The sequence below is a fragment of the Escherichia sp. MAL-1 genome, from assembly GCF_052948035.1.
On sequence record NZ_CM129609.1, the window covers coordinates 24,022 to 41,716 of the forward strand.

The 17,695-nt window shown below is 53.2% G+C and carries 18 protein-coding genes; 14 read left to right on the plus strand and 4 right to left on the minus strand.

Annotation, left to right across the window (positions count from 1 at the left end):
• The first annotated feature begins 33 nt into the window (after positions 1-33).
• Together ACU8XX_RS00115 and ACU8XX_RS00120 are read left to right on the plus strand one after the other, a co-directional pair.
• The gene (locus ACU8XX_RS00115; RefSeq protein ID WP_001087145.1) at positions 34-1,749 is read left to right on the plus strand and encodes a solute:sodium symporter family transporter; all 1,716 of its coding nucleotides are present in this window, start codon (positions 34-36) and stop codon (positions 1,747-1,749) included.
• Positions 1,746-3,239 carry a sulfatase-like hydrolase/transferase gene (locus ACU8XX_RS00120; RefSeq protein ID WP_000828527.1) on the plus strand — a complete coding sequence of 498 codons (1,494 nt, stop codon included), beginning with the start codon at positions 1,746-1,748 and terminating at the stop codon, positions 3,237-3,239. The genes ACU8XX_RS00115 and ACU8XX_RS00120 overlap by 4 nt, the downstream gene beginning before the upstream one ends.
• Positions 3,240-3,285: 46 nt before the next feature.
• Here ACU8XX_RS00120 and yidI read toward each other — a convergent pair whose 3' ends face one another.
• Positions 3,286-3,735 (minus strand): protein YidI, encoded by a 450-nt coding sequence (yidI, locus tag ACU8XX_RS00125; protein ID WP_000511289.1) that lies wholly within the window; start codon positions 3,733-3,735, stop codon positions 3,286-3,288.
• 107 nt (positions 3,736-3,842) lie between these two features.
• Here yidI and ACU8XX_RS00130 point away from each other — a divergent pair, with 107 nt between their 5' ends.
• The 3 genes from ACU8XX_RS00130 to ACU8XX_RS00140 are packed head-to-tail and all read left to right on the plus strand — an operon-like array spanning position 3,843 to position 5,036.
• On the plus strand, positions 3,843-4,190 hold the full coding sequence (locus ACU8XX_RS00130; protein ID WP_000703959.1) for a YidH family protein: 348 nt from the start codon (positions 3,843-3,845) through the stop codon (positions 4,188-4,190).
• Positions 4,180-4,542 (plus strand): DUF202 domain-containing protein, encoded by a 363-nt coding sequence (locus tag ACU8XX_RS00135; RefSeq protein WP_001113432.1) that lies wholly within the window; start codon positions 4,180-4,182, stop codon positions 4,540-4,542. Before ACU8XX_RS00130 ends, ACU8XX_RS00135 begins: the two co-directional genes overlap by 11 nt.
• Positions 4,539-5,036 (plus strand): radical SAM protein, encoded by a 498-nt coding sequence (locus ACU8XX_RS00140; protein ID WP_000148061.1) that lies wholly within the window; start codon positions 4,539-4,541, stop codon positions 5,034-5,036. The genes ACU8XX_RS00135 and ACU8XX_RS00140 overlap by 4 nt, the downstream gene beginning before the upstream one ends.
• A gap of 7 nt (positions 5,037-5,043) precedes the next feature.
• Here the strand turns inward: ACU8XX_RS00140 and emrD are convergent, their stop codons facing one another.
• The gene (emrD, locus tag ACU8XX_RS00145) at positions 5,044-6,228 is read right to left on the minus strand and encodes a multidrug efflux MFS transporter EmrD (RefSeq protein ID WP_112033970.1); all 1,185 of its coding nucleotides are present in this window, start codon (positions 6,226-6,228) and stop codon (positions 5,044-5,046) included.
• Between the two features lie 81 nt (positions 6,229-6,309).
• On the opposite strand from emrD, the gene ysdE reads away from it, so the two are divergent.
• Positions 6,310-6,384: a protein YsdE gene (ysdE, locus tag ACU8XX_RS00150; protein ID WP_211180519.1), complete on the plus strand. Its 75-nt coding sequence runs from the start codon at positions 6,310-6,312 to the stop codon at positions 6,382-6,384.
• Between the two features lie 123 nt (positions 6,385-6,507).
• Here the strand turns inward: ysdE and tisB are convergent, their stop codons facing one another.
• Positions 6,508-6,597 (minus strand): type I toxin-antitoxin system toxin TisB, encoded by a 90-nt coding sequence (gene tisB, locus ACU8XX_RS00155; protein WP_000060506.1) that lies wholly within the window; start codon positions 6,595-6,597, stop codon positions 6,508-6,510.
• Positions 6,598-7,161: 564 nt separating this feature from the next.
• On the opposite strand from tisB, the gene ivbL reads away from it, so the two are divergent.
• The 7 genes from ivbL (at position 7,162) to uhpT (ending at position 14,373) form a co-directional block, all read left to right on the plus strand.
• Positions 7,162-7,260 (plus strand): ilvB operon leader peptide IvbL, encoded by a 99-nt coding sequence (gene ivbL, locus ACU8XX_RS00160; RefSeq protein WP_001300753.1) that lies wholly within the window; start codon positions 7,162-7,164, stop codon positions 7,258-7,260.
• A gap of 105 nt (positions 7,261-7,365) precedes the next feature.
• On the plus strand, positions 7,366-9,054 hold the full coding sequence (gene ilvB / locus ACU8XX_RS00165) for an acetolactate synthase large subunit (protein WP_000168475.1): 1,689 nt from the start codon (positions 7,366-7,368) through the stop codon (positions 9,052-9,054).
• 3 nt (positions 9,055-9,057) lie between these two features.
• Positions 9,058-9,348 carry an acetolactate synthase small subunit gene (ilvN, locus tag ACU8XX_RS00170; RefSeq protein WP_001181706.1) on the plus strand — a complete coding sequence of 97 codons (291 nt, stop codon included), beginning with the start codon at positions 9,058-9,060 and terminating at the stop codon, positions 9,346-9,348.
• A 74-nt stretch (positions 9,349-9,422) separates the two neighbouring features.
• Positions 9,423-10,013: a transcriptional regulator UhpA gene (uhpA, locus tag ACU8XX_RS00175; protein WP_000633668.1), complete on the plus strand. Its 591-nt coding sequence runs from the start codon at positions 9,423-9,425 to the stop codon at positions 10,011-10,013.
• Positions 10,013-11,515 (plus strand): signal transduction histidine-protein kinase/phosphatase UhpB, encoded by a 1,503-nt coding sequence (gene uhpB / locus ACU8XX_RS00180; protein ID WP_001295243.1) that lies wholly within the window; start codon positions 10,013-10,015, stop codon positions 11,513-11,515. Before uhpA ends, uhpB begins: the two co-directional genes overlap by 1 nt.
• A gap of 9 nt (positions 11,516-11,524) precedes the next feature.
• Positions 11,525-12,844, plus strand: coding sequence for an MFS transporter family glucose-6-phosphate receptor UhpC (uhpC, locus tag ACU8XX_RS00185; RefSeq protein WP_000936566.1), 1,320 nt, complete (start codon positions 11,525-11,527; stop codon positions 12,842-12,844).
• A 137-nt stretch (positions 12,845-12,981) separates the two neighbouring features.
• Positions 12,982-14,373, plus strand: coding sequence for a hexose-6-phosphate:phosphate antiporter (gene uhpT, locus ACU8XX_RS00190; protein ID WP_000879194.1), 1,392 nt, complete (start codon positions 12,982-12,984; stop codon positions 14,371-14,373).
• Positions 14,374-14,418: 45 nt separating this feature from the next.
• Here the strand turns inward: uhpT and adeD are convergent, their stop codons facing one another.
• On the minus strand, positions 14,419-16,185 hold the full coding sequence (adeD, locus tag ACU8XX_RS00195) for an adenine deaminase (RefSeq protein ID WP_001065695.1): 1,767 nt from the start codon (positions 16,183-16,185) through the stop codon (positions 14,419-14,421).
• 174 nt (positions 16,186-16,359) lie between these two features.
• Between adeD and adeQ the strand changes: the two genes are divergently transcribed.
• Positions 16,360-17,694, plus strand: a complete 1,335-nt coding sequence (gene adeQ, locus ACU8XX_RS00200) for an adenine permease AdeQ (protein ID WP_001058151.1) — start codon at positions 16,360-16,362, stop codon at positions 17,692-17,694.
• The last annotated feature ends 1 nt before the right edge of the window (position 17,695 follow it).

Genomic DNA, 17,695 nt, shown 5'->3' on the forward strand with positions numbered 1-17,695 from the left:
GTCCGGGACATAAACATAAATAAGGGCTATGAGATGAATTCGTTACAAATCTTGAGTTTTGTCGGTTTTACGCTGCTGGTGGCGGTGATCACCTGGTGGAAGGTCCGCAAAACAGATACCGGATCGCAACAAGGCTATTTTCTTGCCGGACGTTCACTAAAAGCGCCGGTTATTGCCGCTTCGTTAATGCTAACCAACCTTTCCACGGAACAACTGGTCGGCCTTTCCGGGCAGGCCTACAAAAGCGGCATGTCGGTGATGGGCTGGGAAGTGACTTCAGCGGTGACGCTGATCTTCCTCGCGCTAATCTTTTTACCGCGCTATCTGAAGCGCGGCATTGCCACCATCCCCGATTTTCTGGAGGAACGTTATGATAAAACGACGCGTATTATCATCGACTTCTGCTTCCTAATTGCCACCGGCGTCTGCTTTCTGCCGATTGTTCTCTACTCCGGCGCGTTGGCGCTCAACAGCCTGTTTCACGTCGGGGAATCGCTACAGATTTCTCACGGTGCGGCTATCTGGCTACTGGTAATTTTGCTTGGTCTGGCGGGAATTTTGTATGCGGTGATCGGCGGACTGCGCGCAATGGCAGTGGCGGACTCCATCAACGGTATTGGGCTGGTTATCGGCGGGTTGATGGTGCCGGTATTTGGCCTGATCGCGATGGGCAAGGGCAGCTTTATGCAGGGCATTGAGCAACTCACCACCGTTCACGCCGAGAAATTAAACTCAATCGGTGGCCCGACCGATCCCTTGCCGATTGGCGCGGCATTTACCGGTTTGATTCTGGTGAACACCTTTTACTGGTGTACAAATCAGGGCATCGTGCAACGCACGCTGGCGTCAAAAAGCCTGGCGGAAGGGCAAAAGGGGGCGCTGTTAACGGCGGTGCTGAAAATGCTCGACCCGCTGGTACTGGTGCTGCCAGGGTTGATTGCGTTTCATCTGTATCAGGATTTACCGAAAGCCGACATGGCCTACCCGACGCTGGTCAATAACGTTCTGCCAGTGCCAATGGTGGGTTTCTTCGGCGCGGTGTTATTTGGTGCGGTGATCAGTACCTTCAACGGCTTTCTGAATAGCGCCAGTACGTTATTCAGTATGGGTATTTACCGTCGCATCATTAACCAGAATGCCGAGCCGCAGCAGCTGGTCACCGTCGGGCGCAAATTTGGTTTCTTTATCGCTATCGTTTCGGTGCTGGTCGCGCCGTGGATCGCCAACGCGCCGCAGGGGCTGTATAGCTGGATGAAACAGCTCAACGGCATTTACAACGTGCCGCTGGTTACCATCATCATTATGGGCTTTTTCTTCCCGCGCATCCCGGCGCTGGCGGCAAAAGTAGCGATGGGGATTGGCATAATCAGCTACATCACCATCAACTATCTGGTGAAGTTCGACTTCCATTTCCTCTATGTGCTGGCCTGTACGTTCTGCATCAACGTGGTCGTGATGCTGGTGATCGGTTTTATCAAACCGCGCGCCACGCCGTTCACCTTCAAAGATGCGTTTGCGGTGGACATGAAACCGTGGAAAAACGTCAAGATCGCGTCAATTGGCATCCTGTTCGCGATGATTGGCGTCTATGCCGGGCTGGCTGAATTCGGCGGCTACGGTACGCGCTGGTTAGCGATGATCAGTTATTTCATTGCCGCCGTAGTGATTGTCTACCTGATTTTTGACAGCTGGCGGCATCGTCACGACCCAGCCGTAACCTTTACTCCCGACGGGAAGGATAGCCTATGAAACGCCCCAATTTTCTGTTCGTCATGACCGATACCCAGGCCACCAATATGGTCGGTTGCTATAGCGGTAAACCGCTGAATACGCAAAATATTGATAGTCTGGCGGCGGAAGGTATTCGCTTTAATTCCGCCTACACCTGTTCACCGGTTTGTACGCCTGCACGGGCCGGACTATTTACCGGTATCTACGCTAACCAGTCCGGCCCGTGGACCAACAACGTCGCGCCAGGCAAAAACATCTCCACTATGGGGCGCTACTTTAAGGATGCCGGCTATCACACCTGTTACATCGGCAAATGGCATCTCGACGGTCATGACTATTTCGGCACTGGCGAGTGTCCGCCGGAGTGGGACGCTGATTACTGGTTCGATGGGGCGAACTATCTTAGCGAACTGACGGAAAAAGAGATTAGCCTGTGGCGCAATGGCCTAAACAGCGTCGAAGATTTACAGGCGAACCATATCGACGAAACCTTCACCTGGGCGCATCGTATCAGCAATCGGGCGGTGGATTTTCTGCAACAGCCTGCGCGCGCAGACGAGCCTTTCCTGATGGTGGTTTCGTATGATGAGCCGCATCACCCGTTCACCTGTCCGGTGGAGTATTTAGAGAAATACGCTGATTTTTACTACGAGCTGGGCGAGAAAGCACAGGATGACCTGGCTAACAAACCGGAACATCACCGCTTATGGGCGCAGGCGATGCCATCGCCAGTCGGTGATGACGGGCTTTATCACCATCCGCTCTATTTTGCCTGTAATGACTTTGTTGATGACCAAATCGGACGGGTCATCAATGCCTTAACGCCAGAGCAACGTGAAAATACGTGGGTTATTTATACCTCCGATCACGGCGAAATGATGGGCGCACATAAGCTGATCAGTAAAGGGGCGGCGATGTATGACGACATCACCCGCATTCCGCTGATCATCCGTTCGCCGCAAGGGGAGCGGCGACAGGTCGATACGCCAGTCAGTCATATCGATTTACTGCCGACAATGATGGCGCTGGCAGATATTGAAAAACCAGAGATTCTGCCGGGGGAAAATATCCTTGCCGTGAAAGAGCCACGCGGCGTGATGGTGGAATTTAACCGCTACGAGATTGAGCATGACAGCTTTGGCGGTTTTATTCCGGTGCGTTGCTGGGTGACGGATGACTTTAAACTGGTACTCAACCTCTTCACCAGTGATGAACTTTACGATCGCCGTAATGACCCAAATGAAATGCATAACCTGATCGATGATATCCGTTTTGCAGACGTTCGCAGCAAAATGCATGACGCCTTATTGGATTACATGGACAAAATTCGCGATCCGTTCCGCAGTTACCAATGGAGTCTGCGTCCGTGGCGTAAAGATGCACGGCCGCGCTGGATGGGGGCGTTTCGTCCACGTCCACAAGATGGCTATTCGCCAGTTGTACGCGACTATGACACCGGCCTACCGACACAAGGGGTGAAGGTGGAGGAGAAAAAACAGAAGTTCTGACGATAATGCCCGCTGATGATCACCCGGCGGGCATTATTCAGGCTGCTTAAACCAGTGAACCGCCGGTCAGGAAGGAAAAGATAAGGAATATCAGCAAAATGCTGCACACGATGCCGATACCAAAAAGCAAGGTATGGAAAGCCAGCGTCCCGCCGCCAAAAACCAGCGCGCCGCGAATGCCCCAGCGATTTTCCTTACGCATACCGCCAATAAATGCGCAAAGTAGCGCAGCAATGGCCAGTGCGATACCGCTTTGATTGAGGATTTTATCGACATCTACGTCCTCTTTTTTCTCCACGGTGGTAATTTTTTCGCCTTTTATTCCGGCGAGAAGACCTCTTTTAATTTCAGCCGTTTTGTCCGCCACGATGCTTTCAAACGTTGGCGGTGGTGCGGAGAAAGGGCCGAATGAAAAGTGGATAATCCCCATCATTAAAGCGATGGCACCGAACAGCATGCCCAATGAACTGATTTTATTTTGAGCTATGATACCCATCTGACCTCCTTGTAGCGGATGGCAAAAGCATATCAGGAAACGGGCGGACGAAATTCTTAAAAAAACCGCTAAAGGTAGAGCGTTAGTGAAATTGCAAAGGAGCAACAATGAAAATTTCCCGCCTCGGAGAAGCGCCTGATTACCGCTTCTCGCTGGCTAATGAGCGTACTTTTCTGGCGTGGATCCGTACTGCACTAGGATTTCTGGCGGCGGGGGTTGGGCTTGATCAACTTGCGCCAGATTTCGCCACGCCCGTCATTCGCGAACTGCTGGCGTTGTTGTTGTGTCTGTTTTCCGGCGGGTTAGCGATGTATGGCTACTTGCGCTGGTTACGCAATGAAAAAGCGATGCGTCTGAAAGAGGACCTGCCCTACACCAACAGCTTATTAATCATTAGCTTAATATTGATGGTCGTGGCGGTGATCGTTATGGGACTGGTGTTGTATGCCGGATAGCCGCAAAGCCAGACGCATTGCCGACCCAGGACTGCAGCCGGAGCGCACATCACTGGCGTGGTTTCGTACCATGCTGGGCTACGGCGCGTTGATGGCGTTGGCTATCAAACACAACTGGCACCAGGCGGGCATGTTATTCTGGATTTCGATTGGCATTCTCGCCATCGTGGCGCTGATCCTCTGGCACTACACCCGTAATCGCAATTTAATGGATGTCACGAATAGCGATTTTTCCCAATTTCACGTAGTCCGTGACAAATTTTTGATCTCCCTCGCGGTGTTATCTCTCGCAATACTGTTTGCTGTAACGCATATACATCAACTTATCGTATTTATTGAGAGAGTCGCATGACAGGAAGTCAGGTCATTGATGCTGAAGAGGACAGGCATAAACTGGTTGTAGAGTACAAGGATGCTCTGCAACCTGCCGATTTTTATCACAATTTCAAACAGCGGGGCATCCGCTCCGTACAGCTCATTCCCTATCTTGAATTTGATGACCGGGGCGATCTGACGGCCGCTTCGGTGACAGCAGAGCTGTGGGGGAAATTTTTAATTGCCCTGTTCGAGTGTTGGGTGCGGGCAGATATCAGTCGTATCTCGATTGAGCTTTTTGACGCCACCTTACAAAAATGGTGTGGCAGCGAAAACCCGCAACCGCGCTGTGACTGCCAGGCGTGCGACTGGCATCGCCTGTGCCCGCACGCTCGGCAGGAGACGCCAGACAGCGTGCTTTGTGCGGGCTATCAGGCGTTTTATTCTTACTCCGCACCGCATATGCGGGTGATGCGTGATCTGATAAAGCAGCATCGTTCTCCCATGGAGCTGATGACGATGCTGCGGTGACGTGCGCTTAAACGGGCTGCCCCTGATGCGACATCCGCGTCGCCAGCGGCAGCCAGCACAGCACGATCAACAATCCCATTAAGGTCATCAACAACCCCAGGCTGCCCTGACCGGTTTGCGGCAACATCGCAGAGAGCGACGCCAGCACGCCGGAACCAATGTTTTGCAGACCGCCGACCAGCGCGCCAGCCGTGCCCGCCAGGAAGGGGAACGGCTCCATCGCGCCGCTGGTCGCCAGCGGAAACAGCATCCCGGCACCGAAAAAGAACAGCGCGGCGGGAACGAGCAGCGTCCAGACATTCATCACGCCAAACCAGTCGGGGATCCACATCAGCAAGCCAGCCAGCAGGCAGCAGATAACCGACTGCCACATTAACGTGGAGAAGCGTTTATTGGGACGTCCGGCAAACCATGCGCCAAAAAACGCTGCCGGAATCGGCAGAATAAACAAAATACTGACCGTCATACTGCTCAGCCCTAACACCGCGCCCATCAGCACGCCGGAGCAGGCTTCAAAGGCGGCAATCCCGGCCAGACCGCCAATCAGCATCAGCAAATAACAGTTAAAACCGCTGTTACCGAAAAGCGTTTTATAACTGGTAAGCAGGCGCGTGTGCGGTGCATCGACCGGACGCGTTTCCGGCATCCAGCGGGCCATACTGAAGGTCACACCAGCACAAAGAACCAACAAAAAGAGATAACAGGCGCGCCAGTTCCACATCGTATCCAGCAGACCGCCGATTAGCGGTGCGAGCAACGGACTGACGAGAATCCCCATGTTTAACAGGCTGTTAGCATGGCGCAACTGTGTCCGTTCATATAAATCTCGCGGTAAAGTACGCGCCATTACGCCGCCAACGCCGGTGCCCATCCCCTGCATCGCGCTGGCGGCAATCAACACCGTCAAACTGGAGGTCGTGACCGCGACCAGCGTTGCCAGCATAAAAATGGACATTCCGACGAGGATCACCGGTCGGCGGCCCACGTGGTCGGAAATCGGGCCATAAAACAGCTGTGAGACACCGTAAGTCAGCAGATAAGCGCCCATTACGCTCTGCACCGCCCCTTCACGGACGTTGAGATCGCGCGCCATATCGGCAATAGCTGGAATATAAATGGTTTGCGCCATCTGACCGACGGCCACGAGTAATACCAACATCAATAACAAATTGACGTTTCTTTGCCTTTTCATTATCACGGATGCTTTTATAAAAATAATTAGAATAAGTCACTACGCATTCCCATAAATGCGGGAGAGGAATCTATCACATTGATGAATGTTAGCCAGATATACGCCAGGAATGGGGAATTGTTTAGCGGCAGAATATGTAAACAAAAGCGGCAATAAATGTTGCCGGGAGAGATGGTAGGGCGGATAAGATGCGTCAGCATCGCATCCGACACCAACCCGCACGCTAAATATAAAAGGGGAGCGGTTTCCCGCTCCCCTTTGGTGCGACTTGAATCTGAATTACTTCAGGTATTTCAGAACAGCATCAAGCAGTTGCAGTGCTGCAACAATGAGTTTGAGGATAAGAATGGCGATATCCACCAGGCTCATACGCGTCTCCTGTGGTTCAGGAGCACTGCCAGCTGACGTACCTTTCCGCTGCCTGTTGCCAGCTGTTGTGCACGCGGTATCTCAAGGAGAAACGTTGTGCTTGTTGACATAACACAGTGTGCTCACGCGGGGTTAAGGCGCTGACGGCACCACCCGTTTCAGCCAGGACTTAGTGCGCCGGGTAACGATGCGGCCCCCGCATAACACATTGCGTACAGTGATATTATAGAAGTTTACTGTATAAATAAACAGTAATATTTGGACAAAACGCAAACTGTGATCGATACTCAACTATGCACTAAATACGTCAAAATTCGTGCCGAAATTGCGCGTTCTGCGCGGAACACGTATACTTTCAGTGTTGACATAATACAGTGTGCTTTGCGGTTACCAGCCGCAGGCGACTGACGAAACCTCGCTCCGGCGGGGTTTTTTGTTATCTGCAATTCAGTACAAAACGTGATCAACCCCTCAATTTTCCCTTGCTGAAAAATTTTCCATTGTCTCCCCTGTAAAGCTGTGCTTGTATAAATATTGTTAAACACAAAACCAACAAGGTCCCCAATGACTACTTCCATGCTCAACGCAAAACTACTACCAACTGCGCCATCCGCCGCAGTGGTCGTCGTGCGTGTGGTGGTGGTCGTCGGCAATGCGCCGTAGGGACTGGAACAACACACGATTCCAAAACCCCGCCGGCGCAAACCGGGCGGGGTTTTTCGTTTAAGCACCTCCCGGAAAGTCGGCCCAGAAGAAAAGGACTGGAGCATGGCAAGTTCGGGCACAACATCGACGCGTAAGCGCTTTACCGGCGCAGAATTTATCGTTCATTTCCTGGAACAGCAGGGCATTAAGATTGTGACAGGCATTCCGGGCGGTTCTATCCTGCCTGTTTACGATGCCTTAAGCCAAAGCACGCAAATCCGCCATATTCTGGCCCGTCATGAACAGGGCGCGGGCTTTATCGCTCAGGGAATGGCGCGCACCGACGGTAAACCGGCGGTCTGTATGGCCTGTAGCGGACCGGGTGCGACTAACCTGGTGACCGCCATTGCCGATGCGCGGCTGGACTCCATCCCGCTGATTTGCATCACTGGTCAGGTTCCCGCCTCGATGATCGGCACCGACGCCTTCCAGGAAGTGGACACCTACGGCATCTCTATCCCCATCACCAAACACAACTATCTGGTCAGACATATCGAAGAACTCCCGCAGGTCATGAGCGATGCCTTCCGCATTGCGCAATCAGGCCGCCCAGGCCCGGTGTGGATAGACATTCCTAAGGATGTGCAAACGGCAGTTTTTGAGATTGAAACACAGCCCGCTATGGCAGAAAAAGCCGCCGCCCCCGCCTTTAGCGAAGAAAGCATTCGTGACGCAGCGGCGATGATTAACGCTGCCAAACGCCCGGTGCTTTATCTGGGCGGCGGTGTGATCAATGCGCCCGCACGGGTGCGTGAACTGGCGGAGAAAGCGCAACTGCCTACCACCATGACTTTAATGGCGCTGGGCATGTTGCCAAAAGCGCATCCGTTGTCGCTGGGTATGCTGGGGATGCACGGCGTGCGCAGCACCAACTATATTTTGCAGGAGGCGGATTTGTTGATAGTGCTCGGTGCGCGTTTTGATGACCGGGCGATTGGCAAAACCGAGCAGTTCTGTCCGAATGCCAAAATCATTCATGTCGATATCGACCGTGCAGAGCTGGGTAAAATCAAGCAGCCGCACGTGGCGATTCAGGCGGATGTTGATGACGTGCTGGCGCAGTTGATCCCGCTGGTGGAAGCGCAACCGCGTGCAGAGTGGCACCAGTTGGTAGCGGATTTGCAGCGTGAGTTTCCGTGTCCAATCCCGAAAGCGTGCGATCCGTTAAGCCATTACGGCCTGATCAACGCCGTTGCCGCCTGTGTCGATGACAATGCAATTATCACCACCGACGTTGGTCAGCATCAGATGTGGACCGCGCAAGCTTATCCGCTCAATCGCCCACGCCAGTGGCTGACCTCCGGTGGGCTGGGCACGATGGGTTTTGGCCTGCCTGCGGCGATTGGCGCTGCGCTGGCGAACCCGGATCGCAAAGTGTTGTGTTTCTCCGGCGACGGCAGCCTGATGATGAATATTCAGGAGATGGCGACCGCCAGTGAAAATCAGCTGGATGTCAAAATCATTCTGATGAACAACGAAGCGCTGGGGCTGGTGCATCAGCAACAGAGTCTGTTCTACGAGCAAGGCGTTTTTGCCGCCACCTATCCGGGCAAAATCAACTTTATGCAGATTGCCGCCGGATTCGGCCTCGAAACCTGTGATTTGAATAACGAAGCCGATCCGCAGGCTTCATTGCAGGAAATCATCAATCGCCCTGGCCCGGCGCTGATCCATGTGCGCATTGATGCCGAAGAAAAAGTTTACCCGATGGTGCCGCCAGGTGCGGCGAATACTGAAATGGTGGGGGAATAAGCCATGCAAAACACAACTCATGACAACGTAATTCTGGAGCTCACCGTTCGCAACCATCCGGGCGTAATGACCCACGTTTGTGGCCTTTTTGCCCGCCGCGCTTTTAACGTTGAAGGCATTCTTTGTCTGCCGATTCAGGACAGCGACAAAAGCCATATCTGGCTACTGGTCAATGACGACCAGCGTCTGGAGCAGATGATAAGCCAAATCGATAAGCTGGAAGATGTCGTGAAAGTGCAGCGTAATCAGTCCGATCCGACGATGTTTAACAAGATCGCGGTGTTTTTTCAGTAACCGCTCAAGGCTTGAACAACATCGCGCTTATCGTTAAGGTAAGCGCGTTTTTTTTTACCCGCCAGGACAAGACCATGATCACCGTTGCCCTTATAGACGATCACCTCATCGTCCGCTCCGGCTTTGCGCAGCTGCTGGGGCTGGAACCTGATTTGCAGGTAGTTGCCGAGTTTGGTTCGGGGCGCGAGGCGCTGGCGGGGCTGCCGGGGCGCGGTGTGCAGGTGTGTATTTGCGATATCTCCATGCCCGATATCTCCGGTCTGGAGCTGCTAAGCCAGCTGCCGAAAGGTATGGCGACGATTATGCTCTCCGTTCACGACAGTCCTGCGCTGGTTGAGCAGGCGCTTAACGCGGGGGCACGCGGCTTTCTTTCCAAACGCTGTAGTCCGGATGAACTCATTGCTGCGGTGCATACGGTTGCCACGGGCGGCTGTTATCTGACGCCGGATATTGCCATTAAACTGGCATCCGGTCGTCAGGACCCGCTAACCAAACGTGAACGCCAGGTGGCGGAAAAACTGGCGCAAGGAATGGCGGTGAAAGAGATTGCCGCCGAACTGGGCTTGTCACCGAAAACGGTACACGTCCATCGCGCCAATCTGATGGAAAAACTGGGCGTCAGTAACGACGTAGAGCTGGCGCGCCGCATGTTTGATGGCTGGTGATGAAGACGTTGTTCTCCCGCTTAATTACCGTTATTGCCTGCTTTTTTATCTTCTCTGCCGCATGGTTTTGCCTGTGGAGTATCAGCCTGCATCTGGTTGAGCGCCCTGATATGGCGGTGCTGTTATTTCCGTTTGGTCTGCGTCTGGGGCTAATGCTGCAATGCCCGCGCGGATACTGGCCGGTGCTGCTGGGCGCGGAGTGGCTGCTGATTTACTGGCTAACGCAGGCGGTCGGTTTAACCCATTTTCCGTTATTGATGATCGGTAGTTTACTGACGTTACTGCCCGTAGCGCTGATCTCGCGCTATCGCCATCAGCGTGACTGGCGCACCTTGCTGTTACAGGGGGCGGCGTTAACGGCGGCGGCGTTGTTGCAGTCGCTGCCCTGGCTTTGGCACGGCAAAGAGTCGTGGAATGCGCTGTTGCTGACTTTAACTGGCGGCCTGACGCTGGCCCCGATATGTCTGGTGTTCTGGCACTATCTCGCCAATAACACCTGGCTGCCGCTCGGCCCGTCACTGGTTTCTCAGCCAATCAACTGGCGCGGGCGACATCTGGTCTGGTACTTGCTGCTGTTTGTTATCAGTCTCTGGCTCCAGTTGGGATTGCCGGACGAACTGTCGCGCTTTACGCCATTCTGTCTGGCGCTGCCGATTATCGCGCTGGCCTGGCACTATGGTTGGCAAGGGGCGCTGATTGCGACGTTGATGAACGCCATCGCGCTGATCGCCAGTCAAACCTGGCGCGATCATCCGGTGGATTTATTGCTCTCGCTGCTGGTGCAAAGTCTGACAGGGTTGTTGCTTGGCGCTGGCATCCAGCGGTTGCGTGAACTTAACCAGTCGCTGCAAAAGGAACTGGCGCGCAATCAGCATCTGGCTGAACGGTTGCTGGAAACCGAAGAGAGCGTGCGCCGTGATGTGGCGCGTGAGCTGCATGATGATATCGGTCAGACCATCACTGCTATTCGTACTCAGGCGGGCATTGTTCAGCGGCTGGCGGCAGATAACGCCAGCGTGAAGCAGAGCGGGCAGCTCATCGAACAACTATCGCTGGGCGTTTACGACGCGGTGCGCCGTTTGTTGGGTCGGTTACGTCCGCGCCAGTTGGATGATCTCACCCTGGAGCAGGCCATCCGCTCACTGATGCGGGAAATGGAGCTGGAAGGGCGCGGTATTGTCAGCCATCTCGAATGGCGAATCGATGAATCAGCGTTAAGCGAAAACCAGCGCGTGACGCTGTTTCGTGTCTGCCAGGAAGGGCTGAACAACATTGTGAAACATGCTGATGCCAGCGCGGTCACCCTGCAAGGCTGGCAGCAGGATGAACGGTTGATGCTGGTTATTGAAGACGATGGCAGCGGTTTGCCGCCGGGTTCCGGGCAACAAGGTTTTGGCCTCACCGGAATGCGCGAGCGCGTAACGGCGCTGGGTGGCACATTACACATTTCCTGTCTGCACGGCACGCGTGTCAGCGTTTCTCTACCTCAACGCTATGTCTAAGGTTTGATGATGTTGCCGTTTCTGAAAGCGCCTGCCGATGCGCCATTAATGACTGATAAATATGAAATTGATGCCCGCTATCGCTACTGGCGTCGGCATATTCTGCTGACCATCTGGCTGGGTTACGCGCTGTTTTACTTCACGCGGAAAAGTTTTAACGCCGCCGTACCAGAAATCCTTGCTAACGGCGTGCTCAGCCGTAGCGATATCGGCCTGTTAGCGACCCTGTTTTACATTACCTATGGCGTGTCGAAGTTTGTCTCCGGCATTGTCAGCGATCGCTCAAATGCCCGTTATTTTATGGGGATAGGGCTTATCGCCACGGGCATTATCAACATTCTGTTTGGCTTCTCGACGTCGCTATGGGCGTTTGCCGTACTCTGGGTGCTGAACGCCTTTTTCCAGGGCTGGGGTTCACCGGTGTGTGCGCGTCTGTTAACCGCCTGGTATTCTCGTACCGAGCGCGGCGGTTGGTGGGCATTATGGAACACGGCGCATAACGTCGGCGGCGCACTCATTCCCATTGTGATGGCAGCGGCTGCACTACATTACGGCTGGCGTGCCGGGATGATGATTGCTGGTTGTATGGCGATCGTCGTGGGAATTTTTCTCTGCTGGCGGCTGCGCGATCGCCCGCAGGCGTTAGGTTTACCGGCGGTCGGTGAATGGCGACACGACGCGCTGGAGATAGCTCAACAACAAGAAGGGGCAGGGCTGACGCGTAAAGAGATCCTCACCAAATATGTGTTGCTGAATCCGTATATCTGGCTGCTTTCGTTTTGCTATGTGCTGGTCTATGTGGTCCGGGCGGCGATCAACGACTGGGGCAATTTGTATATGTCCGAGACGCTGGGCGTCGATCTGGTCACGGCGAATACGGCAGTGACGATGTTTGAACTGGGTGGATTTATCGGTGCGCTGGTAGCGGGTTGGGGCTCGGACAAATTGTTTAACGGCAACCGAGGGCCGATGAATTTGATTTTCGCCGCCGGAATTTTGCTTTCAGTCGGCTCCCTGTGGCTGATGCCATTTGCCAGCTACGTGATGCAGGCAACCTGCTTCTTCACCATTGGTTTTTTTGTCTTTGGCCCACAGATGTTAATCGGTATGGCGGCGGCAGAGTGTTCCCACAAAGAGGCGGCAGGGGCGGCGACGGGGTTTGTCGGCTTGTTTGCTTATCTGGGGGCGTCGCTTGCTGGTTGGCCGCTGGCGAAAGTACTCGATACCTGGCACTGGAGCGGATTTTTTGTGGTTATCTCTATCGCCGCCGGGATTTCCGCACTGCTGTTACTGCCCTTTTTGAACGCCCAGACACCGCGCGAAGCGTGATGCATCTCACCTTTTCACTTCATATCCGGCAAAACTAAGAAATTTTCCAGGTTTTGCCTGGACGCTATCTCAGGCCTGATTTGCTGCTGATTTTTACAATGCATGCCTCACGCAGGTATTCATTTCAGGAGTAACCCATGCTGGCTTTCTTAAACCAGGTTCGCAAGCCGACCCTGGACCTTCCGCTCGAAGTGCGGCGCAAAATGTGGTTCAAACCGTTCATGCAATCCTACCTGGTGGTCTTTATCGGCTACCTGACGATGTACCTGATTCGCAAGAACTTTAACATCGCGCAGAACGATATGATTTCGACCTACGGGTTGAGCATGACGCAGCTGGGGATGATCGGCCTGGGTTTCTCCATCACTTATGGCGTGGGTAAAACGCTGGTTTCCTACTACGCCGACGGCAAAAACACCAAACAATTCCTGCCGTTCATGCTGATCCTCTCTGCTATTTGTATGCTGGGCTTCAGTGCCAGTATGGGCAGCGGCTCGGTTAGCCTGTTCCTGATGATTGCCTTCTACGCCTTAAGCGGCTTTTTCCAGAGTACCGGCGGTTCGTGCAGTTACTCCACCATCACCAAATGGACGCCGCGTCGTAAACGCGGGACATTCCTCGGTTTCTGGAATATTTCTCACAACCTTGGCGGTGCAGGCGCAGCAGGTGTGGCGCTGTTCGGGGCAAATTACCTGTTCGATGGCCATGTCATCGGCATGTTTATCTTCCCGTCGATTATCGCGCTGATTGTCGGTTTTATCGGCCTGCGTTACGGCAGCGACTCCCCGGAATCTTATGGCCTCGGCAAAGCTGAAGAACTGTTCGGCGAGGAGATCAGCGAAGAGGACAAAGAGACAGAATCTACCGATATGACCAAGTGGCAGATCTTTGTTGAGTATGTGCTGAAAAACAAAGTGATCTGGCTGCTGTGCTTCGCCAACATTTTCCTCTATGTGGTACGTATTGGTATCGACCAGTGGTCAACCGTATACGCGTTCCAGGAACTGAAACTCTCTAAAGCGGTGGCGATTCAGGGCTTTACGCTGTTTGAAGCTGGTGCGCTGGTCGGTACGCTGCTGTGGGGCTGGCTCTCTGACCTGGCGAACGGTCGCCGTGGCCTGGTGGCCTGCATCGCGCTGGCGCTGATTATCGCCACGCTCGGTGTGTATCAACATGCCAGTAACGAATATATCTATCTGGCTTCTCTCTTTGCGTTGGGTTTCCTGGTCTTTGGCCCGCAATTGTTGATTGGTGTGGCTGCTGTTGGCTTTGTACCTAAAAAAGCGATTGGCGCTGCCGATGGTATTAAAGGCACCTTTGCTTACCTGATTGGTGACAGCTTTGCCAAGTTAGGTCTGGGAATGATTGCCGATGGGACGCCGGTATTCGGCCTTACCGGCTGGGCAGGCACCTTCGCCGCGCTGGATATCGCCGCGATTGGTTGTATCTGCCTGATGGCGATAGTGGCGGTAATGGAAGAACGCAAAATCCGCCGCGAGAAAAAAATTCAGCAGTTGACAGTGGCATAAACGTAACTGGTGACTTTTGCCCGGCATGACGCCGGGCTTTTTTTATTATTCCGTGACTTCCAGCGTAGTGAAGGCAAACTTCTCGCCATCAAATAGCCCCTGACTGGTTAGTTTTAGCGCGGGGATCACTGGCAGAGAAAGAAACGCCATCTGAATAAACGGCTCATCGGGTAACGGACCGCATTCACGGGCGGCGGCTTTCAAGGCGTCAATTTGTTCCGCCAGCGACTGCGCCGTGTCGGTGCTCATCAGCCCGGCAATGGGTAACGGCAGATGACTTTGTACCTGGCCGTTACGTACCACGCACAGCCCGCCGCCATCCTGAATCACCTGATTGACCGCCAGCGCCATCTCTTCGGCACTGCGACCGATCACCACAATATTATGGCTGTCATGGCTGACTGTCGCAGCCAGCGCGCCTTCATTCAGGCCAAAGCCGCCGAGCAAACCACAAGCCGGAGCCAGCCGTTGCCCGTAACGCTCAAGTACGGCAATAAAGCTCACATCATCGCGATCAAAACCATTTTCGCTGTAGACGCTGGAGTGGGAGTGCGTAATCAATTCGTTATGGATGACGTCAATGACCCGATAGCGTTTTCCGGGCGTAAATTGCAGGGCAAAGTCGCTGGCGGAAACTGGCTGGCGGGCAATGGTGTTGCCATATGGCGGAGCGGATTGTGCCAGTCTCGCCGACTCTTCCGCCTGTAAGGTTTGCGCATCAATCGGCTCGCCTTTCACCAGTACCTGCTGCACCGTGACCTTACGCGCATCGCTCAACAGGACGATATCGGCCTGCTTGCCGGGTGCCAGTAAACCGAGGTGATTCAGACCAAAGTGGCGCGCCGTCGACCAGCTGGCGACGCGATATGCCACATGCAGCGGCACATTGTGTTGTTCGATCAGGCGGCGAATTAAGGCATCGATGTGTCCTTCATGGGCGATCTCCCACGGGTTACGGTCATCGGTACAGAGCATGCATTGCGGGCTGTTAAATTCGTTGATCAACGGTGCCAGCGCGTTGAGATTGCGGGCAGCGGACCCTTCGCGGATCATCAACGACATGCCGAGTTGTAATTTCCGGCGTCCTTCTTCCAGCTGATAACTTTCGTGGCAGTTTTCAATACCCGCAGTAATATAGGCGTTAAGTTCTTTACCACCCAAACCCGGGCAGTGACCGTCCAGCGTCAGGTGGCGAAATGCATCCAGTTTATCGAGCAGCGCATTCTGCCCGCTAATTACGCCAGGGTAGTCCATCATTTCTGCAAGGCCGGTAACCTGCGGATGGTCCCGCCAGGCGAGCATCTGTTCAAGGGTAAAACTGGCACCGTTAACATCGCAGCCTTCCAGGGCGGGTACGCAAGAGCTGACCTGTAAGTACTGGTTTTGCCTTGCCTGTTCGGCACAGCGGGCAAACCAGGCGAATCCGGCTTCTCCCATCACGTTGACGATTTCATGAGGGTCGCAAATAACGGTCGTCAGGCCGCGCGGCAGGGTAGCGGTTTCAAAAGTGACCGGCGTCATCATGCTGGATTCAATATGCAGGTGAGCATCAATAAACCCTGGCACCGCCGTTGCGCCGCGAGCATCAATCCGCTGCAAAGCCGGAGCATCAGCGTATTCTGCGCCAACACCGGCAATGTAACGTCCTTTAATCACAATTGGGCCGGAAATTTCTCCGCCATTGATCAGGTCGAGAATAGAGACATTATCAATAATATAATCGGCAACAGCGTCGCCACGGGAAACGGCTAACAATTCCTGGTATTCAGCCCGGCTAATGTGATGAAATTTATGGTTAATAGAATTATTCATATTTTTCTCATTTTGATTTTATCAATTTGATTATTATTTATCATAAAGAAACGTCGCGAGATTATTAAAGAATATCCATTAATGTGCAATTGAAATGTGATAATTATCACTGAACCGTTGTTGTCATTTGTTTTACAAAAGCAAGGGATTAAATCTCCTCCAATGGACAAAAAAATGAATAATGACAATACCGATTACGTGAGTAATGAATCAGGGACGCTTTCGCGATTATTTAAACTACCTCAGCATGGGACCACCGTCCGCACAGAATTGATTGCGGGGATGACCACTTTTTTAACCATGGTGTACATCGTTTTTGTGAACCCGCAAATCCTCGGCGCGGCACAAATGGACCCGAAAGTGGTGTTTGTTACCACCTGTTTGATTGCCGGTATCGGCAGTATTGCGATGGGGATATTTGCTAACTTACCCGTGGCGCTGGCTCCGGCAATGGGGCTGAACGCCTTCTTTGCCTTCGTGGTCGTGGGGGCGATGGGCATCTCCTGGCAGACCGGGATGGGCGCAATATTCTGGGGCGCAGTTGGACTATTTTTGCTCACGCTGTTTCGTATCCGGTACTGGATGATCTCCAACATTCCCTTAAGTTTACGTATTGGTATCACCAGCGGAATTGGATTATTTATCGCCTTAATGGGATTAAAAAATACTGGCGTTATTGTCGCCAATAAAGACACGCTGGTGATGATTGGCGATTTAAGTTCTCACGGCGTGTTGTTAGGTATTTTAGGGTTTTTTATTATAACCGTGTTGTCATCACGTCATTTTCATGCCGCGGTGCTGGTTTCTATTGTGGTGACGTCTTGCTGTGGATTATTTTTCGGTGATGTTCATTTTAGCGGCGTCTATTCCATTCCGCCTGATATTAGCGGCGTCATTGGTGAAGTAGATTTGAGCGGCGCGTTAACACTTGAACTCGCCGGTATCATTTTCTCCTTTATGCTGATCAACCTATTTGATTCATCAGGAACATTAATTGGTGTAACTGATAAAGCGGGCTTAATAGATGGTAACGGTAAATTCCCCAATATGAATAAGGCGCTGTATGTTGATAGCGTCAGTTCGGTGGCGGGTGCGTTTATCGGCACCTCGTCTGTTACTGCCTATATTGAAAGTACTTCTGGTGTGGCAGTCGGTGGCCGCACGGGGCTGACTGCGGTTGTGGTTGGCGTTATGTTCCTGTTGGTTATGTTCTTCTCACCGCTGGTGGCGATGGTTCCTCCTTACGCAACCGCCGGAGCGTTAATCTTTGTTGGCGTGCTGATGACTTCGAGCCTGGCGCGCGTTAACTGGGATGATTTTACCGAATCGGTGCCTGCGTTTATTACCACGGTGATGATGCCCTTTACTTTCTCGATCACCGAAGGGATTGCACTCGGCTTTATGTCGTACTGCATCATGAAAGTGTGCACCGGGCGCTGGCGCGATCTGAACCTGTGTGTGGTGGTGGTCGCAGCTCTGTTTGCACTGAAGATTATTCTGGTGGATTAGT

What these genes read in the sequence shown, in the direction of transcription:
- ACU8XX_RS00115 (WP_001087145.1), top strand. Translation starts at nt 34, where the DNA reads ATGAATTCGTTACAAATCTTGAGTTTTGTCGGTTTTACGCTGCTGGTG.
- ACU8XX_RS00140 (WP_000148061.1), top strand. Translation starts at nt 4,539, where the DNA reads ATGACAGGAAGTCAGGTCATTGATGCTGAAGAGGACAGGCATAAACTG.
- ilvN (WP_001181706.1), top strand. Translation starts at nt 9,058, where the DNA reads ATGCAAAACACAACTCATGACAACGTAATTCTGGAGCTCACCGTTCGC.
- uhpT (WP_000879194.1), top strand. Translation starts at nt 12,982, where the DNA reads ATGCTGGCTTTCTTAAACCAGGTTCGCAAGCCGACCCTGGACCTTCCG.
- ACU8XX_RS00120 (WP_000828527.1), top strand. Translation starts at nt 1,746, where the DNA reads ATGAAACGCCCCAATTTTCTGTTCGTCATGACCGATACCCAGGCCACC.
- adeD (WP_001065695.1), bottom strand. Translation starts at nt 16,185, where the DNA reads ATGAATAATTCTATTAACCATAAATTTCATCACATTAGCCGGGCTGAA.
- ACU8XX_RS00130 (WP_000703959.1), top strand. Translation starts at nt 3,843, where the DNA reads ATGAAAATTTCCCGCCTCGGAGAAGCGCCTGATTACCGCTTCTCGCTG.
- uhpB (WP_001295243.1), top strand. Translation starts at nt 10,013, where the DNA reads ATGAAGACGTTGTTCTCCCGCTTAATTACCGTTATTGCCTGCTTTTTT.
- yidI (WP_000511289.1), bottom strand. Translation starts at nt 3,735, where the DNA reads ATGGGTATCATAGCTCAAAATAAAATCAGTTCATTGGGCATGCTGTTC.
- uhpA (WP_000633668.1), top strand. Translation starts at nt 9,423, where the DNA reads ATGATCACCGTTGCCCTTATAGACGATCACCTCATCGTCCGCTCCGGC.
- tisB (WP_000060506.1), bottom strand. Translation starts at nt 6,597, where the DNA reads ATGAGCCTGGTGGATATCGCCATTCTTATCCTCAAACTCATTGTTGCA.
- ACU8XX_RS00135 (WP_001113432.1), top strand. Translation starts at nt 4,180, where the DNA reads ATGCCGGATAGCCGCAAAGCCAGACGCATTGCCGACCCAGGACTGCAG.
- uhpC (WP_000936566.1), top strand. Translation starts at nt 11,525, where the DNA reads ATGTTGCCGTTTCTGAAAGCGCCTGCCGATGCGCCATTAATGACTGAT.
- ilvB (WP_000168475.1), top strand. Translation starts at nt 7,366, where the DNA reads ATGGCAAGTTCGGGCACAACATCGACGCGTAAGCGCTTTACCGGCGCA.
- adeQ (WP_001058151.1), top strand. Translation starts at nt 16,360, where the DNA reads ATGAATAATGACAATACCGATTACGTGAGTAATGAATCAGGGACGCTT.
- emrD (WP_112033970.1), bottom strand. Translation starts at nt 6,228, where the DNA reads ATGAAAAGGCAAAGAAACGTCAATTTGTTATTGATGTTGGTATTACTC.
- ivbL (WP_001300753.1), top strand. Translation starts at nt 7,162, where the DNA reads ATGACTACTTCCATGCTCAACGCAAAACTACTACCAACTGCGCCATCC.